Here is a 19,734-nt window from a genome sequence, read left to right as displayed (position 1 = left end):
TTAGTCCTTAACCAGCAGGTTGTCGAGCACGGGATGATATCTGACGACATCGGTAATGGAACGGACGATCGCCGGAGCAAACGCGGCTTCGGCCTCATCGATAACTTGCTGTTGGCTCATCACGCCTAGCTTATACAAGGCGAACAGGCCGGGCAGGTTGACGCCGCTGAAACGGGTATAGCCGATACCGCCTGACGGGCGCAGGTTGATTTCCAGCAGCACCGGACGCCCGCTGGTGTCATTGCGGGTTTGTACGTTGACCAGGCCGTCGGCTTGCATCGCGCTGGCACAGGCTTTGGCGAGTTCAAACGCCTCGCCGTGGTTTTCCAGATATTGCAGCGCCCCTTCTTTTCTACGTGCAACGGCAGCCAGGACGGTGCCTTGATCAACCAGCATGTCGACGGAATATTCCGGGCCAGGGAGATAAGGCATCAGCACCAACGGCTCAAACTCGCCCGCGTCTGCCAGCGCGCTGAGGTAGCGCTGCGGGTTTACTTTACGGTTTTCCGGGTGGGTAAAAGCGGCCATCGGGCCTACACTTTCATCAAAACGCCAAAATCCCATGCCATAAATACCCTTCACCGGTTTCACGCACAGTTGCGCGCCAGCAAAAGGCGAATGGTTAACCAGGTCGCGCAGCTCTGCCACCGACTCAATGCGCAAGGAAGGGACGACTGGCAGCCCCTGTTGCTCCATAGCCTGGGCAAAGGCCACTTTGTCATCGGCCAGCGCAAACATGGCCTGGCTTTTGGCTCCGGTAGTCAGCGTGACGCCGGCAGCCTCGATCTGTTGACGGTGTGATTCAAACCACTGGGTGTTGCGGCCCGTGTGGATGGCATTGATGCCGCACTGCTGCACCGTAGACAGAATGAAGGGCAATCGCAGCTCGTCTTCTTTCGGTTCGAGCAGCGCCACGTCTGCCTGGGAGAGGATCTCATTACGTTCATTACGGTGTGAGGCAACGACGGTCACGGCAGTTTGCTTGGTGTTAGCCAATGAAACCATGCCCTGAATAATATCCCGCTGGGAAGATAAGCCTTCCATGAGCCAAATTTTTAGAGTCATTTTTTTGATTGTACCGTTCAGGGCTTGATTTGCTGGTTAAAAGGATCTGCGATGTCAATCATAACATGATGTCAGTCAAGAAGTGAAAATTTACGTTAAAAAGTGGCGTTAAATGCAGTTTATAGCCAAAAAGTTACCAAATGTGAAAAAAATAAATTCATTGAAAATATAGAGTTAACTAAATTAAAGCCAAGGGTCAGTAAAAATGGGGTTGTGCGTGAACACCATCATGATATGATTTTCTACTCATGGATTTTGGTGTAAAAAAATCACTATTTTCAATACCAACTTGAAGGAACTCAGACCATGGTTTCATTAACCAAGAACCAGACCGTTTCGCTCAGCAAGCAGTCCTCTTCTATCAACCAGCTGCACTTTGGCCTGGGTTGGGATCCGATCAAGAAGAAAGGCGGTCTGCTGAGCAAGATGTTCGGCGGCGGCAGTGATGCCATCGATCTCGATGCTGGCTGCGTATTGCTCGATAGTGCTGGCAACACCATCGACACCATCTGGTTTCGCAAGCTGGAGTCCAGCTGCGGCGCGGTAGTGCACAGCGGTGACAACCTGACCGGTGAAGGCGATGGCGATGATGAAGTCATCCGGGTGGCGCTGCCAAAACTGCCGGCGCAGGTGGAATACCTGGCCTTTACCGTCAACAGCTTCCGTGGGCAGTCGTTCAACGATGTGGAAAACGCCTTTTGTCGCGTGGTCGATCAGGCCAACAAGGAGCTGGCACGTTACGAGTTGCAAGAGCAGGGCGCTCACACCGGTATCGTGATTGCTTCACTGCGTCGTAACAACGGCCAATGGGATTTTACCGCGCATGGCAAAGCGTGCAGCGGCAGAACCATTGATGACATGCATGCTGACATCGTAGCTACCGTGGTGCGCTAATGAATATGACTCCGGGGGCCAATGCCCCAGTTCCAACCAAATTACTGACGGTGCGCGTGCTGTCTGGCGCATCGGTTGATGCCTCCGCTTTCCGTCTGTATGCCGATGGCAAAGTGAAGGGCGACGCGGACATGATCTTTTATGGTCAGCCCAAGAGCGATGACGCTACCGTTGCGCTGACCCATGAAGGCCATAACTCCAACTTCGCGGTAGACGTCAGCCGCCTGCACCCAGACGTGCAGAAGGTGGCCTTTACGGTGACCTGCGAAGGAGCACAGACCGTGGCAGGCCTGCAACGCCTGCTGATCCAGATTGAAGCGGATAACGAAGTGCTGCTGGTGGGCACCGTCGAGCTGAATGGCCGCCAGGAGGCCGCCCTGATCCTGGGTGAGCTGTACCGTCGCAACAGCGAATGGAAGTTCCGCTTTATCGCGCAAGGCTTCAACGGCGGGCTGAAACCGCTGGCTGAACATTTTGGTGTGGATGTGGCAGATGCTCCGGCACCCGCCCCGGCGGCGGCTCCAGCGCCTGCTCCAGCCCCAACGCCGGAGCCAGCCAAAATCAGCCTGAGCAAGGTGTCGTTAACCAAAGAAAAACCGGCTATCAGCCTGACCAAGCGGGATAACTTTGGCGAGATCCGTATCAACCTGAACTGGCATCGCGGCAGCGGCCCGACGGGGTTACGGGCCATGTTCAGTTCGAACAAGGGCATCGACCTCGATCTGGGTGCGTTTGTCGAAATGGCCAACGGGGAAAAAACGGTGATCCAGGCGCTCGGTAAGCGTTTTGGTGACTACAGCCGTGAACCCTATGTCCAGCTGCAAGGCGATGACCGCACCGGTGAAGTCTCGGATGGCGAATGGCTGCATATCAACGGGCGCGAATGGAAACATATCCGCGAAGTGTTGGTGTATGCCTTCATCTACGAAGGGGTTGCCAGCTGGGATAAAACGGACGGCGTCGTCACGTTGCATATTCCTGACCAGCCGCCGATTGAAACACGCATGACGGAAGGCCAGAACAATCGCAACATGTGTGCCATTGCGCGTCTGGTGAATGAGAACGGCAGCATCAAGGTGGAGCGTGTTAACCGCTTCTTTAACGGACACAGTGACATGGATCAGGCATTCGGCTGGGGTTTCAGCTGGAGAGCAGGGTCAAAGTAACTAATTTCACAGAGGATTTCACCATGAGTTTTTTCAACAAGGTTAAAGGCGCATTCAGTGCCAGCCGCGACGAGCTGACCAAGCAGGTGAGCCGTTTCAAGAACAAAAAGTTCATGCAGGGCACCGTAGCCGTGTGTGCACGTATCGCCGTGGCCAGTGACGGCGTCAGCTCTGAAGAAAAACAGAAGATGATTGGCTTCCTCAAGGCATCTGATGAACTGAAAGTGTTCGAGACCACGGAGGTCATCGAGTTCTTTAACAAACTGATCGCCAGCTTTGAGTTCGATATCGAAATCGGCAAGGGCGAAACCATGAAGTACATCCTGGCGTTGAAAGATCAGCCAGAAGCGGCCCAGTTGGCCATTCGGGTTGGTATCGCGGTGGCCAAAAGCGACGGCGACTTCGATCAGAATGAACAGAAAGCAGTACGCGAAATTGTGGCTGCACTTGGCTTTGAAGCGGCCGAATTCGGTCTTTAATGTAATATCGTCTAAAGGTTAACTATGGTATCCACGCACATCGGCTTCCCGACCGAAACAGTCATTGTTTTCATTGTATTGGCTGTCGGGGCCATTTTTATCGACTTGTTTATGCACCGCGATGACAAGCCTATTTCGCTGAAGAGCGCAGCCTTATGGTCTGTGTTCTGGGTCGCCGTGGCGATGGCGTTTGCCGGTTTCCTGTATATCCACCACGGCGCCGAAGTGGCCAGCCTGTTTGTCACCGGTTATGCCTTGGAGAAGGTGCTGTCGGTTGATAACCTGTTTGTCATGATGGCGATCTTCTCCTGGTTTGCCGTACCGGATCGCTTCCGTCACCGGGTGCTCTACTGGGGCATTGTCGGGGCCATCGTATTCCGCGGCATCTTCGTGGCCATCGGTACCGGCTTGCTCAGCCTCGGGCCATACGTTGAGATTGTCTTTGCGCTCATCGTTGCCTGGACGGCCGTGATGATGTTGAGAAGCGGTGATGACAATGATGAAATTGAAGATTACTCGCAGCATCTGGCGTACCGCATGGTCAAACGGTTCTTCCCGATCTGGCCGAAGCTCAGAGGACACGACTTCCTGTTAAGCCAGAAAGAAGTCGATGAAGAGTTGGCCAAACCGGAAAACAAAGACGTGACTATTGGCCGTGGTGCCAAAGCCTGGCGCTATGCCACTCCGCTGATGCTGTGTGTGGCCGTGGTCGAGCTGTCCGACGTGATGTTTGCGTTTGACTCGGTACCGGCCATCATCGCGGTCAGCCGTGAGCCGCTGATTGTTTACAGCGCCATGATGTTCGCCATCCTCGGCCTGCGTACGTTGTATTTTGTGCTGGAAGCGCTGAAGCAGTACCTGACGCACCTGGAAAAAGCCGTTATTGTGTTGCTGTTCTTCATTGCGGTGAAACTGGGTCTTAATGCCACCGACCATATCTGGCATCATGGGTACAACATTTCAGCCACGGCGAGCCTGTTTGTCGTGCTGGGCGTTCTTGCGGTGGGTATTCTCGCGAGCGTCATGTTCCCCGGCAAGCCCGACGCTGAGGAGAAAAAGGAGAGCTGATCTCCTGTCCAGCTGAAAACAATTTGAATTAGTTTAATTTTTGAGAGGTTAGAACAATGAGTGTTTCTCTATCTAAAGGCGGTAATGTTTCCCTGAGTAAAGCAGCCCCAACCATGAAGAATGTGTTGATTGGTCTGGGTTGGGATGCACGCTCCACCGATGGTCAAGACTTTGACCTGGATGCCTCTGCCTTCCTGCTGGCCGCCAACGGGAAAGTGCGCGGTGATGCTGATTTCATTTTTTATAACAACCTGACCTCTTCGGACGGTTCCGTTACCCATACCGGTGACAACCGTACCGGTGAAGGCGACGGCGACGACGAGTCCCTGAAAATCAAACTGGATATGATCCCGGCTGATGTCGACAAGATCGTGTTTGTGGTCACCATCCACGACGCGCAGGCTCGTCGCCAGAGCTTCGGCCAGGTATCCGGTGCCTTTATCCGTTTGGTGAACGATGACAACCAGACCGAAGTAGCCCGTTATGACCTGACGGAAGATGCGTCCACCGAAACTGCCATGCTGTTCGGTGAGCTGTATCGTAACAACGCCGAGTGGAAATTCCGCGCGGTAGGTCAGGGTTATGCCGGTGGCCTGGCCTCCGTGTGTGCTCAGTACGGCATCAACGCGTCCTGATCGGCAAGCTAGCTAATATAACGGGCAGTTCGCTGCCCGTATCATCCCCTATCAAGCAGGAGCTTTAAAATGGCAGTTTCTCTCGTAAAAGGCGGCAACGTATCCCTGACTAAAGAAGCACCAACCATGAACATTGCCATGGCTGGCTTAGGTTGGGATGCACGCGTCACCGATGGCCAGGGCTTTGACCTGGACGCCTCCGTATTTATGGTTGGTGATGATGGTAAGGTGCTGGGTGACAGCAGCTTTATCTTCTTCAACAACAAGAAAAGTGCCTGTGGCTCCGTTGAGCACCAGGGCGACAACCGTACCGGCGAAGGCGACGGCGACGATGAGCAGGTCAAAATTGAGCTGAGCAAAGTGCCGGCTGAAGTCAAGAAACTGGTTTTCGCGGTTACCATCTATGATGCCGAAGCGCGTAAACAGAACTTCGGCATGGTCAGCAATAGCTACATGCGTATCTTCAACAACGATAACGGCACCGAAATCGCGCGTTTCGACCTGTCTGAAGACGCCTCTACCGAAACCGCAATGGTCTTCGGCGAGCTGTATCGCAACGGTGCCGAGTGGAAATTCAAGGCAGTAGGCCAAGGCTTTGCCGGTGGCCTGTCCGCGCTGGCTTCGCAGCATGGCGTGAATATCTAAGCTTAGCCAGTTGCAGTTACTTGACTGCTGCACTGCACTAGCTCCCTCTCCCTTTGGGAGAGGGTTGGGGTGAGGGGGCATAAAACTCCCTCGCCCAGCCCCACCCATCACTCTCCCCATTACGGAAAATAGCTATTTTAACAGGAGGTTATCCTGATGATGTTACAGTCTGGCCAGAATCTGGTGGTTAACGGCACCCAGCTCAACCTGACGCTGCATTACCCCGCCAACCCCGGTTTTCGCAGTGAGCCCGACACTGCGGTGTTCCTGCTGAATACCGAGGGCAAAGTCCGAGGCGATGCCGATTTCATCTTCTTCAATCAAACCGCTACCCCCAACCGCAGCGTCGTTTTGCAAACCACCCATCAAAGCAGCTCCCTCTCACTAGATCTCAGTAAAATTGACGCCGATGTCAGCAAGATTGCCATCACACTGGTGATCGACGGTTCTGATGCTGTCTCTGGGTTGCAACACCTTAAGATGGATGCACAGAATGTCGCGCAATACAGCGTGGAAACGCAAGGCCGCCAAGAGAAAGCGCTGATTGTGGCTGAGGTTTATCGCCATGCCGGCAACTGGAAGCTGCGCGCATTGGGGCAAGGATTTAACGGTGGTCTGGAACCGCTGGCCTTGAATTATGGCGTTGATGTGGCTCAGCCTGCGGCACCTGTTATTCCGCCGCCAACCGTCAGCCTGGAGAAAAAGCTTCAGGACAAAGCCCCACGTTTGGTGAGTTTGGCGAAGAACGTGACGGTCAGCCTGGCGAAGTTCAATCTGCAATCGGTTAAGGCCAAGGTCGCGTTCGTGCTGGATGCTTCAGGATCGATGTCTGGGCAGTTCAAAAAGGGTAATGTCCAAGCGGTGCTGGACCGCATTGCCGTGCTGGCCGTGCAGTTTGATGATGACGGTTCGATGGATGTCTGGGGCTTTGCGGAAAAGCACGCCAAGTATCCCGATGTTACGCTGGATAATCTCGATGGCTATATCAAGGCGATCCAAGGCAGCGGTAAGCGCTCAATGTGGGAGATCCTGCCAAAGCTGGGCGGTACCAATAATGAACCGCCGGTGATGGAAGAACTGATCGAGACGTTTAAACACAGCGATATGCCGGTGTATGTGGTGTTTATTACCGACGGCGGCATCAGCAAAACGCGCCAGATCAAAGAGGCGATCAAACGTTCCGCTAACTACCCGATTTTCTGGAAGTTCGTCGGTTTGGGTGGCTCGAACTACGGCGTGCTGGAGAATCTGGATACCTTCACCGATCGCCGGGTGGATAATACCAACTTCTTTGCGATTGACGATTTTGCCACCATGAAAGAAGACCGCTTGTACGATCTGCTGCTGGAAGAGTTTAAAGACTGGTATGACGCTGCCAAGGCGGAGCGGATTATTTAGTTGTGTTGCCCTCACCCCAACCCTCTCCCACAGGGCGAGGGAGCTAGCTCAGCGTCGTTGTCAGGTGCCGTGGTCACAGATTTAATACGGTGGCCAAGTAGAGTTCTGCCACTTATCGCTAGCTCGATCGGTTCCCCCTTTGGGAGAGGGGGCTATTAGTCCGTCTTGCCAATAACATTCGGCTCTGCCACGCGTATCCGTTTCACCGCAGAACGGCGCTTTGACCAGGCTGGGTGGAAATGCCGCCAGTGCGCATCCTGGGCTGCTGCCAACAGTTCGTAGTCCCCACGGGTGTCGCCCCAGGCTCTGAGATGATAATTCCCCATCGGGCCATAGATGCTTTCCAGGCGTTCGACCTTCTGCCCGCAGCGGCAGTTATGACCGGTAATCAGCCCGGTGAGTTTACCGTCCACCACTTCCAGTTGCGTACCAATCAGCTTGATGCCCAACCGATCGGCAAATGGCTGCAACACCAGTGCGGGTGAAGCGGAACAAATTGTAACCTCAGCGCCAGAGCTAACTTCCATCGCCACGGCAATCAGCCCGGAAGGCCGCATCAGCTTGGTCCAATAGGCCGAACAAAACTTCTCCGCCTGCTCACGGAACCAGTGCTCATCCACCCCCGTCAGGAACACTTTAATCAGGGTTTCTTTTAACTCGTCACGGGTGAGTTTTTTGCGCATATGCTTAAATGCAGGCTGTGCCAGCTGCAATAAGCGCCGGGCAAAAACGCGGCGCCCAAAAGCGAAACGCAAAAAGGGGATAAAACTGTCATGGTGAGTCAGCGTTCCGTCAAAATCAAAAACCGACAAAACTTGCGTTGTACGACTTGCCTCTGTATCCATCTCTAAATCATACCTCTACTGTGCAACACCGGGCGTTCCCCCCAATACCTGTGGATGATAGCAGAACTGCCCCGCAGGTTGAATTTTTGGCAGTGGTAGACAGCAAAACCCACTTTCCTGCAACATCTAAAACCCGACCACCCCCGCAATATCCCTCATTTTTGTGTGACCTCTCCACCGCTAGCGGGTAAAATGCCCGCGCCCCACCAAGGGCAAGCTTTTTACAATCTGGATATGGCGTAGCCATAAAAAAGGAGTTTTTCCCTTATGACAGGTCTGTTTCTGGGGTTCCTTCTTGGATTTATCATGCAACGCGGGCGCTTTTGTATGGCCGGCGGTCTGAGAGACCTCTATCTGTTCCGCGACGGGCGCATGACCCTCGCTATCCTCATCATTATCACCTTGCAAAGCATCGGTCTGTTCGCCTTCGTCGCCCTCGGCTGGGCCAAGCTCCCCGGCGGGGATTTCCGCTGGCTGGCCACGTTGATCGGCGGCGTCACCTTCGGCCTCGGTATGGGGCTGGCCGGTTCCTGCTCTACCGGCGCTTACTACCGCGCTGCCGAGGGGCTGGCTGGCAGCATGATTGCCGTGGTCGGTTTTGTGGTCGCCAGTTGGTATATTCGCCAGCCAGGTGGCAAGCAGTTGTTCGCTCCTATCAACGCCCCTACCTTACCGGACGCTTCGCTGATGCAGACCTTCGGCATGTCTCCCTGGCCTGCGGTGGTGGTATTAACCGTGCTGACTGGCGTGCTGGTCTGGCGTCATCTGCAACGCAAATCCTTCCCCATCCCGCAACCCAAACCACGTAAGCAGGGCATTGCCCACTGGTTGTTCGAAGCACGCTGGCATCCCTTCGTCAGCGCGGTGCTGATCGGCATTATTGCTTTACTGGCATGGCCTTCCAGCCTGGAGTCGGGCAGGGTCGGCGGTTTGGGGATCAGCGGCCCTAGTGCACAGTTGTTCTCGTTAATCACCGAGGGCAAGACCGGGTTCTTCGGCTGGGCTGGCTATCTGCTGATCGGGATTTTTGCCGGTGCGCTGGTGGCCGCCTGGGGAAGCCAGGAGCTGCGGTTTCGTTCACCCGGTCTCCCGACATTGGTTAAAAGCCTTTGCGGGGGCGGGCTGATGGGCATCGGCAGCGGGCTGGCCGGGGGCTGTATGCTGGGCAATACCGTCGTCAACACCGCCTGGTTCTCCTGGCAAGGCTGGCTGTTTATTCCCTGCATCCTGTTAGGGAGTTGGCTGGTCAGCTATTTCACTATTATTCTTCCAAATCAATCTAGTAAAGCAAAAGAGGCATAAGGAATATGAAAACGATCACTCTGGACACCACCGGTAAACTTTGTCCGTTCCCGCTGATTGAAGCTAAAAAGCATATTGAGCAATTGGGGTCTGGCGATCTGCTGGTGATTGAATATGACTGTGCTCAAGCAACGGAAAACCTGCCGCGCTGGGCCGTAGAAGCCGGGCACAGCGTGACGGATTTCCAACAGACTGGCGATGCCCGTTGGCAGATCAGCATTCAGAAAGGGTAAGTTGTCGCCGTGGCTCCTATATCACTGGGGCCACGGTCAGCAGCAGATTGGCAAAGCGCCGCTGTTCACCCGAAGCAATCACCAACAGCGTCTGATCCGCTTTAACCCGAGCATAAAACGCCTCACGGGCAAGGTACTCGATAGGGCAATCTTTGCCGAGTATCGCCCGATATTCGGCTTCAATCGTATTATTGAAGTCATCCGGATACGCCATCAGTGTGGCTTGTTCTACGTTAATGCAGGTCAGGATTTTCTCCAGGATCAGCGGGGCGGCGATGGTTCCCGGCGAAAGGTTTAAATACACCACCGTGGCGTGGCGTGGTGAGTTGGTCACAAAGGCGTAGTTGCTGTCGGCAATCAGCAGTTGGGTTTTATGGCCGCATTTTGCCAGCGTACTTAGCAGTTCGGGGTGGATAACGTCTGACTTGATCATAATGGTTCTCGGCAAGTGCAGACAGGCAAGGGATGCCCGCCTGCGAGGGGTTCACATGCGGTATATACCGCCGTTGATATCAATGGTGGCTCCGGAGATAAAGCCATCATATTCCGCCGCGAGGAAGGTGATCGCCCGCGCGACGTCTTCTGGCGTCCCGGCTCTGCCTAATGGAATGGCGTGGATGGTTTCCTCTGCGGATTCTTTGGTGGTGTGCCGATTATGAAAGCGAGTGCCCAAGATCAGCCCCGGGGCCACGGCATTGACGCGGATGCCGTGTTCCCCCAGCTCTGCGGCCAGCGAGCGTGTCCAGGTGAGTACCGCACCTTTGGTGGTGGAGTAAACCAGCGATCCAGAGTGGCCCCCTGAACGGCCAGCCAACGAGGCAAGGTTGACGATGCTGGCACCTTGCAGCGCAGACTTCAGAAAGGGCAGCGCGCTTTGCGTCACGTTGAGCATGGTGGTCATATTGACATCCAGCACCGTTTGCCAGAATTGACGGTCGATCTCCCCCAGCCATTTACGGCCGACGATACCCCCCACGTTATTAATCAGGATATCGATCCCTCCCAGGAATTCCGCGCCTGCTAACACGCACTGTTCCGTCTCTGCTGTCTGGGTTAAATCGGCATAGCCATAGGCGGCTCTTTGCCCCAGTGAATGAGCCAGTTCGACTAACGCCTTGGGGCCTTCTTCGCCGCTGTGATAATGCACATAAATATCGCAACCGGCCTGGATCAACTGCTCGGCCGTCGCCCGGCCAATCCCCTGTTCCGCCCCGGTAATAAACACTTTTTTGCCTGTAAGCTTGCCCATGGTTGTTTCCTCTAGAAGTTAAGAACGAATCACGCCTTCACGCTGCTTGGCGCAGTAGAAAATGCAGGTCAGCCCGGTGGCCAGTAAGCACAAGGACAAGAAGATCAACCCCGGCGTACTGCTGCGGGTCAGATCGTTGAGCAGCCCCACCACGTAAGGGGCGACAAAGCCCCCGATGTTGCCAATACAGCTCACGACCGCCAGGCCCGCCGCCGCTGCCGCTCCGGTTGAAATATTGGCTGGCATGGACAAGAACGGTGGCACGGAGGTGTAGATGCCGATGGAGGCAATGCACAGGAAAGACAGCGAGATAAACACGTTGTACTTAAAGAAGATCACTGCGCCCACCAGGCCGATGGCGGCGACCACCATACTGATCCCGGCGAAGACGCCGATTTGTTTGGTTTTACTGGCCCACAGGCTCCAGGGATAAACCAGCAGCGCCGCCAGACCGTAAGGAATTAACGCCAGCAGGCTGACCTTGAAAATGTTATCGCCGGAAATGGCGGCAATAATCGACGGCAGCCACATGCCAAAGCCGTAAATACCGCATACCATGCCGAAGTTCAGCAGGGCGTAGAGCAGATACTTTTTGTTCTTGATGCCGTTGAAGAAGTCGCTCAGGGTGATTTTCGAACCCGATTTAGAACGATCGCCGTTGCTCATCAGCCAGGCTTTCTCTTCGGTATCCAGATAGCCGACGTCTTTAGGGGAGTTTTTAATGATAAAAGGGATCAGCATACCGATGAGGATCGGCGGCACCCCCTCAATAATAAACAGCAATTGCCAGGGTTCTAATCCGAACCAACCGTGATCAAAATTGAGGATAAAGCCTGAGATCGGCGAGCCGATGGCGTTAGACAGCGGTTGGACGATAATAAACATCCCCAGGATTTTGGTACGGTATTTCTCCGGGAAGAACACGGTAAAATAGTAGACCACGGAGGGGAAGAAACCGGCCTCACAGACGCCCAGCATAAAGCGGCAGATGTACAACTCCAGCGGCGTGCGGACAAAGCCGAGCAGAGTGGCAAAGATTCCCCAGGAGATCAGTATTCTGGCAAACCAGATCCGGGGGCCAAATTTAATCGTGCCCGCATTGCTGGGTATTTCAAACAGGAAATAACCGATAAAAAATATTCCAGAGGCAAATCCGAAAGCCGAAGCGGTTAAACCCAGGCTATCTTCCAGCGCAATGGCCGCATACGCCATATTGTTTCGATCTAGAAAGGCGAGGAAATATAATAAAATCATTAAAGGGACAATATGCAGCGTGAGCTTTCTTATTGCGCTGCGCTCAATATCCTGCGGTGTTCTATTTTTCATAATCATCTATTCCCAATAGGTTTTTGGAATAATAGGGTGCCCGGACCTGGTAAGGCCTTGTATAAAAATATCGGCTAACTAATTACCCCTCGCCCTTTGGGAGAGGGCTAGGGTGAGGAGATCTAAATTACATTTGGCCTGACCGATTGCCGGCAGACCAGTGTGGGTGGAAAAAGCCACTCTTCCGGCGGCAACTGGGGATCATCCATCCGGCTGATTAAGCGGTCTACCATCACCTGCGCCATTTCTGCCAGAGGAGGCATCACCGATGTCAGACCGGGCCAGGCCAACCCGGACAGGGCGATATTATCGATGCCGACGATCGAGATATCACCAGGGATCTCGATACTTGCGGTACGCAACCCGACCATTAAGCCAATCCCCAACGCATCGTTGATGGCGACAATACCGTCTGGGGCTGGCATCAGGGCGCTGACTTGCGCAGCCAGTTTTAATCCCAGTTCGAACATTTCCGTATCGCCGTACTCGCTGCTGGCTTTGCCTTCGATGACCCGCTGGCTTACCGACATGCGCTGGTTTCTGAGTTCCGCCAGAAACCCCTCGATTTTATGGCTGCGGCTCAGGGTCAGCGTGGCCTCGGTGGCGAACAGGATATTCCGGCACCCTTGCTCAATCAGGTGCTGGGCGGCCAGGCGGCCAGCCTCCACGTTGTCCATCGATACGCTGTCAAACAGGCGGTTATCAGCGGCCATGCTGTCAGAGAAACGGTTGTCGTAGCTGACAATCATCATTCCCTGCTCTGCGGCGCGCACAAAGTGGGTCTTCCTGATATCGCTTGCGGCCACAATGATGCCGCGTACGCCATGGGCAAACATATCCTCGATAAAGGCACACTCTTCATCTTCCTGGCGATACGAGTTGCTGAGCAACACCCGGTAGCGATGCGCCTTGGCGGCGGCGTCAACCTCATGCGCCAGAGCGGAAAAGCTGGGATTGACGATCGAGGGTACCAGTAGGCCAATGATCTTAGCTTGCCCATTGCTTGGCGGTTCCACCGTTCTGGCCGGGTGGTAATTCAGCTCGCTCATGGCCTGCTCGATCCGTAACCGAGTATCATTGCTCATCCGATCGCTACGGTTGTTCAGCACGTTGGAAACGCTGCTGATGGAAACGCCAGCCTGCCGAGCCACATCACGAATATTTGCCATCGTCTTGCTACCCTTGTTTCATCTTGGCCCAGGCGTCAAATGTGCTGTGTCTTCGCCAGGTGATGTCCAGCAATCTATAAGGGAAGTACGGGGTAGGCAAGCCTCGAACGGGCGAGATCGGCAACCGGATGCTGCTTTTGTGAAAACTATCATGCGTAGGCTTGAGTGTTTACTAAACAACGGGGGAGGGTGGGTAAACTGATGCGTAATTTCGAGATAATTGGGCGTGATAACCCAGTAAAGCTCAGTGATAACGTCAGGCCAAGATATCGCACCGTGCTGCCATGAAGCGATTCTGCAATAGCGATACTCATAGGCTATAGTTAATGCCTCGTCATGGATGGAGAGCTACGCGATGCGTTTTATTGTTATCAGGCATGCTGAATCACAATGGAATCGGGAAGGGATTATCCAGGGGCAGTTGGATAGCCCGGTGACTCAACAGGGGTACAGGCAGATAGCGGCGTTGATGGTGGCAGTGAAGGAAACACCGTTCAATCAGGTTTTCAGTTCGCCTTCTGGACGTGCCATGACCACCGCCCAGGCGCTGGCAACGCATAGCCAATGTGCGGTCAGTAGCGATGCAAGGTTGCATGAACAGCATTTTGGTTACTTTCAAGGTCAGCCCTACCATCAGGCAATGCGTAACCATCACGATATTATTTCCCGCATTTTTGCGGGTGAACCGGCAGCTTCGGCCCCGGGAGGGGAATCCGTCTTTGACGTTGCACAGCGCTTGTTAGCCTTTTTCTTGAGTTTTCCCTCTTCTACCCGCGGCACTTTTGGTGTGGTCACCCACGGGCATGCCCTTCAGGCGTTGATTTGGTGCTTGAAAGGGGGGAATTGGATCGAGGATACCAGCCAATATGGTCACCCCAACTGTGGTTACTCAATCATTGAAGTGGGGAATGGGCAACTGCAATTGCAAAGCTGGGGAGTTGCCACGCATTTGCGAGCGTTGCAGCTGGCACCGATTTAAAGTGGATCCTGCGTCAAATCCAAACAACATATAAACATAACTGCTTACTCTTTGTAATAATTGGCCGATATGCTTACTATCTGCCTGCTGCCCGGTATTTGAGTGGCGCACTGCCCTCTGTAGGAGGGTTCACCTTGACTAAGAAAGGGTACACAGTGAAAAACATTTTCTTTTTTGATGCGATGCTGACGCCAAAAATTATTACCGGCGTTTATTGGCTTTGCCTGTTGGGTATCCTGGTTGGTGGGATTGGTTCGATGTTCTATGGCGAGTTTTTCCGCGGCCTGCTGGGGATGATCTTTGGCGGTGTACTTACCCGTGTCTGTTTTGAAATGGTGATCATCGCCTTTAAAAACAACGAGTATCTGCGCAAGATTGCTGAAAAACCGTGATGTTGCCTTGGTTGGAGGTGGCATCAATAGCGCCACCTCCCCGCCATTAACTAAAGCCGAGCAGGGTGAACGCATCGTCCTCGGGGTAGTAGTCAAGCAGGCGCGTGGTTTCTTCTAACGACAGTCGTTTATAGCGGTTGTTAGAGATGCCATGCACCACCGCATGCTGCACGTCGGCAACCCGGATGCAGCGATCGAGCAGATCGGCGGCATCCCGGTGGCTCAGAAAGGCGCTCATATCCCGTGCGCTGATCTGTTGGCCCGCTTCCAGAGTCGTGAAGTTGGCAATCCGCACCGACAGGGCAGAAAGCCCCTCCTGATGGGCAAAATAGGCGGCGATACCTTCGCCAAACGCCTTGCTGGCCCCATACATGTTCTTTGGCTTCGGCGCATCGTCCGGGCGCACCTGGTAATCCAATGGATAGCCTTCCACCGCTTGCGCGCTGCTGGCAAATACCACGCGTTGGCAGCCAGCGTCTTTCGCTGCCCGGAACATATTGAATGTGCCCAGGATATTGTTGTTCATCAGTGAAGAGCAGAAATCGGCATCCGCAGACGGATCGGCCGCCAAATGCAGAACGGTATCGATATTGGCACAGGCCGCACGACAAGCTTCGATATCGGTGATATCAAACGTCAACACCTCATCGTTGGGCCGTAAATGGGTGAGCAAGCCGATTTCTCTTTCTGCCAGGCGAAAGTCGTAACGGTGGCCTGCGAAGTGCCTGAATGCTGTCGCCACCCGGCCACCGGCACCGGTAATCAACACGCGACCAAGTTCTGTACGTAATGCCATGGCGACTGCTTTCCCTAAAACAAATTTTCTGGAGACTAGTAATAATACTCTGAGCTTTTTTTGTCCACTGTTTAGTTAACATTTCTGATGTGTTAAATATGCCTATTAGGATGTTTCCTGTGTTTTTGGCGACTTAAGTCAGGATTTTTAAGAATAGCCTCACCTTAAAGCGTTAGATGCCCAGAAAACAAAATGCGGGCTAAAAATTTTTAATGCAATGTTTTTTATGTATTTTAATTGATTTCCTGTAATGGGCCTCGTTTGCCAAAACAGTCCTTTACGGTAACTTACACTTCAAAAATAAATTAGATATTCTAATATTTTTTGTCTGGTTCGGCTTTCCCCGCATAGACAACCAGCCTGTTGGCCCAGGGTGGGAATAATGTATACCGGATCACACTTCGGCAACTTTGTGGCGGAAAGCCTTGCCGCACCGAAAAACAGAATGTTACCGTCATAGCTCAACCGATTTAGGGTTGTCACTGCTTTGGCAGGCAAAACCTAAACCTCGAGTTTCTGTTTCCCCACGTTGGGAGCAGAGGCAACGAGGTTTAGGTTTTTTTTTGCGCTGAATTCCTCCATGACGATTGGCCATCGTCGTGGCTGGGGAGCAGCAAGGTTAAGCGTTAAGGATGCAGCGATGAAATATCAGGAATTAGCCAGTGAGATCTTGGCCGGCGTCGGTGGCCGCGACAATGTGAAAAGCTTGGTGCATTGCGCCACCCGTCTGCGTTTTAAACTGCAAGAGCACAGTAAGGCAGATGCGGAGGCGCTGAAGAAGAATCCGGGCGTCATCATGGTGGTGGAAAGCGGCGGCCAGTTTCAGGTGGTGGTGGGCAACCACGTCGGGGATGTCTATAACGCCTTGGATGCGCAGCTGGGTTCGGGTGACGAAACCTCCTCCAATGCATCAGAGGATAAAAAGGAAAACCTGCTCAGCCGCTTTATTGACGTGGTTTCCGGCATATTTACCCCGCTGCTCGGCGTGATGGCGGCGTCGGGGATCCTCAAGGGTTTCCTGGCGTTGAGCCTGGCCTGCGGTTGGCTGTTGGATAGCAGCGGCACCTACAAGTTGCTGTTTGCGTCCAGCGATGCGCTGTTCTATTTCCTGCCGATCATGTTGGGCTACACCGCCGGCAAGAAATTTGGCGGTAACGTTTTTGTCACTATGGCCATCGGTGGGGCGTTGACGCACCCGTTGATGATGGGAGCTTTTGAGGCGGCCCAGGTTGCGGGCGCTCAGCCGGAATATTTCCTCGGTATCCCCATCACCTTTATTAACTACAGCTCGTCGGTCATCCCGATCATTTTTGCCGCCTGGGTATCCTGCCGCCTGGAGCCGCTATTTAACCGTGTGCTGCACAGCGCCCTGCGTAATTTTGTGACGCCGCTGATGTGCCTGGTGATCACCGTGCCACTGACATTCCTGCTGATTGGTCCTGCGGCGACCTGGCTAAGCCTGATGCTGGCCAACGGCTATCAGGCCATTTATGCCTTTAACCCGATCGTTGCAGGGGCCTTTATGGGCGCGGCATGGCAGGTCTGTGTGATCTTCGGCCTGCATTGGGGGCTGATACCGCTGATGCTCAACAATATGAGCGTGTTTGGGCGCGATACCCTGTCGCCGCTGCTGTTGCCTGCGGTGATGGGGCAAGTGGGAGCCACGTTGGGGGTAATGTTGCGTACCCGCGATGCCAAGCTGCGGGTGATGGCGGGCTCCGCCGTTACCGCCGGTATCTTCGGTATTACCGAGCCTGCAGTGTACGGGGTCACGCTGCCAAACAAACGGCCATTTATTTTCGGCTGTATCGGCGGGGCCTTGGGGGGGGCGGTGATCGGTTACTTCCACACGGCAACCTACTCGTTTGGTTTGGTCAGTATTTTCACCTTTGCCCAGATCATTCCGGCGGGCGGTTTTGATGCGACTGTCCTGGGGGCGATTGCCGGTACCTTGGTGTCGTTTGTGTTTGCGGCCATTGCCAGCTATCTGTTCGGCATCGTACCGCCAGCGGAACAACCGGCTGAAGCGGCATCAGCCCCAGCTCCACAGGCACCTCTCAACCGCAAGCAGCAGGTCACCAGCCCGATTGCTGGCGACATCATCCCGTTGGATCAGGTTCAGGATGCCACCTTCGCCAGCGGCCTGCTGGGTAAAGGAGTAGCGATTGTGCCGCACCAGGGCCGTGTGGTTGCCCCGGTCGATGGTTGTGTGGCATCGCTGTTCAAAACCAAGCACGCGATTGGCATTGAATCGGATGAGGGCGCCGAGGTGCTCATCCATGTGGGCATCGACACCGTCAAACTTAACGGCCTGCATTTTACCGCTCATATCCAAGAGGGCGATCGCATCAAGCAGGGCGATCTGCTGATCGAGTTTGATCAGGAGGCGATCCGCGCCGCCGGTTTTGACACCACCACACCAATCATTATCAGCAACAGCGACGACTATGTTGATGTCCTCACCAGCGGCCAAAGCCCGGTGCAGGAACAGGCACCGTTGCTGACATTATTACGTTAATCAGATCTATTGAGGAGAAAGCGATGAGTTGCAAATTTCCACAGCATTTTCTTTGGGGCGGCGCGGTCGCGGCAAATCAGGTAGAAGGGGCATATCTGGAGGATGGCAAAGGCCTTTCGACCTCAGACCTGCAACCTCAAGGGATCTTTGGCGGGCTGACGCCGCGCGTAGCCGGCGACAGCGGTATCAAGGATGTGGCGATCGATTTCTACCACCGTTACCCTGAAGATATCGCCTTGTTTGCCGAGATGGGCTTCAAGTGCCTGCGTACCTCAATCGCCTGGACGCGCATTTTCCCGCAAGGGGACGAAGAAGTACCCAATGAAGCCGGGCTGGCATTTTACGACCGGCTGTTCGATGAGATGGCCAAATACGGCATTCAGCCATTGATCACCTTGTCGCATTACGAAATGCCCTATGCACTGACTCAAAAGTATGGTGGTTGGGGTAATCGCCAACTTATTGAGTTCTTCGAGCGTTACGCCCGCACGGTGTTCGAGCGTTACAAGCACAAGGTTAAACACTGGCTGACCTTTAATGAGATCAACATGTCGCTGCATGCACCGTTCACCGGGGTGGGCCTGCCGGAAGACAGCAGAAAGAGCGAGATTTATCAGGCGATCCACCATCAGTTGGTAGCCAGCGCCAAGGCGGTCAAAGCCTGCCATGAGATCGTGCCAGACGGCAAGATCGGCAACATGTTGCTGGGTGGCATTCTGTATCCGCTGAGCTGCAAGCCGGAAGACCTGTTGGAAACTCTGCGCCAGAACCGCGACTGGATGTTCTTTGGCGACGTACAGGTGCGCGGTGCGTACCCGGCCTATATGAAGCGCTACTTCCGTGAGAACGACATTCAGGTGACGATCACCGAGGAAGATAAGCAGGCGCTGCGTGCCACCGTCGACTTCATCTCGTTCAGCTACTACATGAGCGGTTGCGTCACTACCGACGAAGAGCAGAACAAGACCGCACGGGCCAATATCCTTAATATGGTGCCCAACCCGCATCTGGCAAGCTCGGAGTGGGGCTGGCAGATCGACCCGGTGGGGCTACGCTATCTGCTCAACGTGCTTTATGACCGCTATCAGAAACCCCTGTTTATCGTCGAGAACGGGCTGGGGGCGAAAGACCGCATCGAGGCCGACGGCAGCATCAACGACGATTACCGCATTGACTATATCAACGACCATCTGGTGCAGGTTGCGGAAGCGATCGACGATGGGGTTGAAGTGATGGGGTACACCAGTTGGGGGCCGATCGATCTGGTCAGCGCTTCCAAAGCGGAGATGGCGAAGCGCTACGGCTTTATCTATGTTGATCGCGATGATGCGGGTAACGGTAGCCTGGAGCGCCGCCGCAAGAAGAGTTTCTATTGGTATCGCGATGTGATCCACAGCAACGGTAGCAGCTTGAAAATAAAGTAATTACCCCTCACTCTAACCCTCTCCCACAGGGCTGAGGTATCCCCAGAAAAAAGTGAAAGGCACGATAAAGTGTGATCTACTGGTTGCGCTAACAAAACAGAAGAGACCTCATCGTGCCTTTACAAACAGTTTGCCAGAAATTTTTCTCCGA

General features: G+C 54.1%; 20 protein-coding genes. 13 read left to right on the top strand and 7 right to left on the bottom strand.

What is annotated here, in order from left to right; all coding sequences use genetic code 11:
* A complete protein-coding gene (locus tag ACRDCA_RS22900; protein WP_438691589.1) occupies window positions 1–1,065 on the bottom strand; it encodes an ATP-grasp domain-containing protein in 1,065 nt (354 codons plus the stop codon).
* 306 nt (window positions 1,066–1,371) lie between these two features.
* Between ACRDCA_RS22900 and ACRDCA_RS22895 the strand changes: the two genes are divergently transcribed.
* The 7 genes from ACRDCA_RS22895 to ACRDCA_RS22865 all read left to right on the top strand — a co-directional run bounded on the left by ACRDCA_RS22895 (window position 1,372) and on the right by ACRDCA_RS22865 (window position 7,350).
* A complete protein-coding gene (locus tag ACRDCA_RS22895) occupies window positions 1,372–1,959 on the top strand; it encodes a TerD family protein (protein WP_438691588.1) in 588 nt (195 codons plus the stop codon).
* On the top strand, window positions 1,959–3,125 hold the full coding sequence (locus ACRDCA_RS22890) for a TerD family protein (protein WP_438691587.1): 1,167 nt from the start codon (window positions 1,959–1,961) through the stop codon (window positions 3,123–3,125). Before ACRDCA_RS22895 ends, ACRDCA_RS22890 begins: the two co-directional genes overlap by 1 nt.
* A gap of 23 nt (window positions 3,126–3,148) precedes the next feature.
* Window positions 3,149–3,604, top strand: a complete 456-nt coding sequence (locus tag ACRDCA_RS22885) for a tellurite resistance TerB family protein (RefSeq protein WP_438691586.1) — start codon at window positions 3,149–3,151, stop codon at window positions 3,602–3,604.
* Between the two features lie 24 nt (window positions 3,605–3,628).
* The gene (locus tag ACRDCA_RS22880; protein ID WP_438691585.1) at window positions 3,629–4,672 is read left to right on the top strand and encodes a TerC/Alx family metal homeostasis membrane protein; all 1,044 of its coding nucleotides are present in this window, start codon (window positions 3,629–3,631) and stop codon (window positions 4,670–4,672) included.
* Window positions 4,673–4,728: 56 nt separating this feature from the next.
* Window positions 4,729–5,307, top strand: a complete 579-nt coding sequence (terD, locus tag ACRDCA_RS22875) for a tellurium resistance membrane protein TerD (protein ID WP_021807715.1) — start codon at window positions 4,729–4,731, stop codon at window positions 5,305–5,307.
* A 69-nt stretch (window positions 5,308–5,376) separates the two neighbouring features.
* Window positions 5,377–5,952: a TerD family protein gene (locus ACRDCA_RS22870; protein WP_021807716.1), complete on the top strand. Its 576-nt coding sequence runs from the start codon at window positions 5,377–5,379 to the stop codon at window positions 5,950–5,952.
* 156 nt (window positions 5,953–6,108) lie between these two features.
* Window positions 6,109–7,350, top strand: a complete 1,242-nt coding sequence (locus tag ACRDCA_RS22865; protein ID WP_438691584.1) for a vWA domain-containing protein — start codon at window positions 6,109–6,111, stop codon at window positions 7,348–7,350.
* 155 nt (window positions 7,351–7,505) lie between these two features.
* Here ACRDCA_RS22865 and ACRDCA_RS22860 read toward each other — a convergent pair whose 3' ends face one another.
* Window positions 7,506–8,195, bottom strand: coding sequence for an HAD family hydrolase (locus tag ACRDCA_RS22860; protein WP_438691583.1), 690 nt, complete (start codon window positions 8,193–8,195; stop codon window positions 7,506–7,508).
* A gap of 267 nt (window positions 8,196–8,462) precedes the next feature.
* Here ACRDCA_RS22860 and ACRDCA_RS22855 point away from each other — a divergent pair, with 267 nt between their 5' ends.
* Both ACRDCA_RS22855 and ACRDCA_RS22850 read left to right on the top strand, forming a co-directional pair.
* Complete coding sequence (locus ACRDCA_RS22855) at window positions 8,463–9,497, top strand: YeeE/YedE thiosulfate transporter family protein (RefSeq protein ID WP_438691582.1); 1,035 nt, start codon at window positions 8,463–8,465, stop codon at window positions 9,495–9,497.
* Between the two features lie 5 nt (window positions 9,498–9,502).
* On the top strand, window positions 9,503–9,730 hold the full coding sequence (locus ACRDCA_RS22850) for a sulfurtransferase TusA family protein (protein ID WP_059199143.1): 228 nt from the start codon (window positions 9,503–9,505) through the stop codon (window positions 9,728–9,730).
* Window positions 9,731–9,746: 16 nt separating this feature from the next.
* Here ACRDCA_RS22850 and ACRDCA_RS22845 read toward each other — a convergent pair whose 3' ends face one another.
* The 4 genes from ACRDCA_RS22845 to ACRDCA_RS22830 all read right to left on the bottom strand — a co-directional run bounded on the left by ACRDCA_RS22845 (window position 9,747) and on the right by ACRDCA_RS22830 (window position 13,474).
* Window positions 9,747–10,163 carry an RbsD/FucU family protein gene (locus tag ACRDCA_RS22845; protein ID WP_438691581.1) on the bottom strand — a complete coding sequence of 139 codons (417 nt, stop codon included), beginning with the start codon at window positions 10,161–10,163 and terminating at the stop codon, window positions 9,747–9,749.
* A 51-nt stretch (window positions 10,164–10,214) separates the two neighbouring features.
* On the bottom strand, window positions 10,215–10,979 hold the full coding sequence (locus ACRDCA_RS22840; protein ID WP_438691580.1) for an SDR family NAD(P)-dependent oxidoreductase: 765 nt from the start codon (window positions 10,977–10,979) through the stop codon (window positions 10,215–10,217).
* An 18-nt stretch (window positions 10,980–10,997) separates the two neighbouring features.
* Window positions 10,998–12,305, bottom strand: a complete 1,308-nt coding sequence (locus ACRDCA_RS22835) for an MFS transporter (protein ID WP_438691579.1) — start codon at window positions 12,303–12,305, stop codon at window positions 10,998–11,000.
* A gap of 122 nt (window positions 12,306–12,427) precedes the next feature.
* On the bottom strand, window positions 12,428–13,474 hold the full coding sequence (locus ACRDCA_RS22830; RefSeq protein WP_438691578.1) for a LacI family DNA-binding transcriptional regulator: 1,047 nt from the start codon (window positions 13,472–13,474) through the stop codon (window positions 12,428–12,430).
* A 355-nt stretch (window positions 13,475–13,829) separates the two neighbouring features.
* On the opposite strand from ACRDCA_RS22830, the gene ACRDCA_RS22825 reads away from it, so the two are divergent.
* The gene (locus ACRDCA_RS22825) at window positions 13,830–14,453 is read left to right on the top strand and encodes a histidine phosphatase family protein (protein ID WP_438691577.1); all 624 of its coding nucleotides are present in this window, start codon (window positions 13,830–13,832) and stop codon (window positions 14,451–14,453) included.
* Between the two features lie 155 nt (window positions 14,454–14,608).
* Window positions 14,609–14,845 carry a DUF4282 domain-containing protein gene (locus tag ACRDCA_RS22820; RefSeq protein WP_025119052.1) on the top strand — a complete coding sequence of 79 codons (237 nt, stop codon included), beginning with the start codon at window positions 14,609–14,611 and terminating at the stop codon, window positions 14,843–14,845.
* A gap of 46 nt (window positions 14,846–14,891) precedes the next feature.
* On the opposite strand, the gene ACRDCA_RS22815 is transcribed toward ACRDCA_RS22820, so the two are convergent.
* Window positions 14,892–15,641, bottom strand: a complete 750-nt coding sequence (locus tag ACRDCA_RS22815) for an NAD-dependent epimerase/dehydratase family protein (protein ID WP_438691576.1) — start codon at window positions 15,639–15,641, stop codon at window positions 14,892–14,894.
* A gap of 640 nt (window positions 15,642–16,281) precedes the next feature.
* Between ACRDCA_RS22815 and bglF the strand changes: the two genes are divergently transcribed.
* Both bglF and ACRDCA_RS22805 read left to right on the top strand, forming a co-directional pair.
* The gene (gene bglF / locus ACRDCA_RS22810; RefSeq protein WP_438691575.1) at window positions 16,282–18,159 is read left to right on the top strand and encodes a PTS beta-glucoside transporter subunit IIABC; all 1,878 of its coding nucleotides are present in this window, start codon (window positions 16,282–16,284) and stop codon (window positions 18,157–18,159) included.
* Window positions 18,160–18,182: 23 nt separating this feature from the next.
* Window positions 18,183–19,583: a glycoside hydrolase family 1 protein gene (locus ACRDCA_RS22805; protein WP_438691574.1), complete on the top strand. Its 1,401-nt coding sequence runs from the start codon at window positions 18,183–18,185 to the stop codon at window positions 19,581–19,583.
* Window positions 19,584–19,734: the final 151 nt, after the last annotated feature.

Source organism: Serratia sp. (in: enterobacteria) (assembly GCF_051654945.1).
Taxonomy (GTDB): Bacteria; Pseudomonadota; Gammaproteobacteria; order Enterobacterales; family Enterobacteriaceae; genus Chania.
Note: the sequence above shows the minus strand (reverse complement) of the source record. Positions and strands in the feature narration are given on the sequence as shown.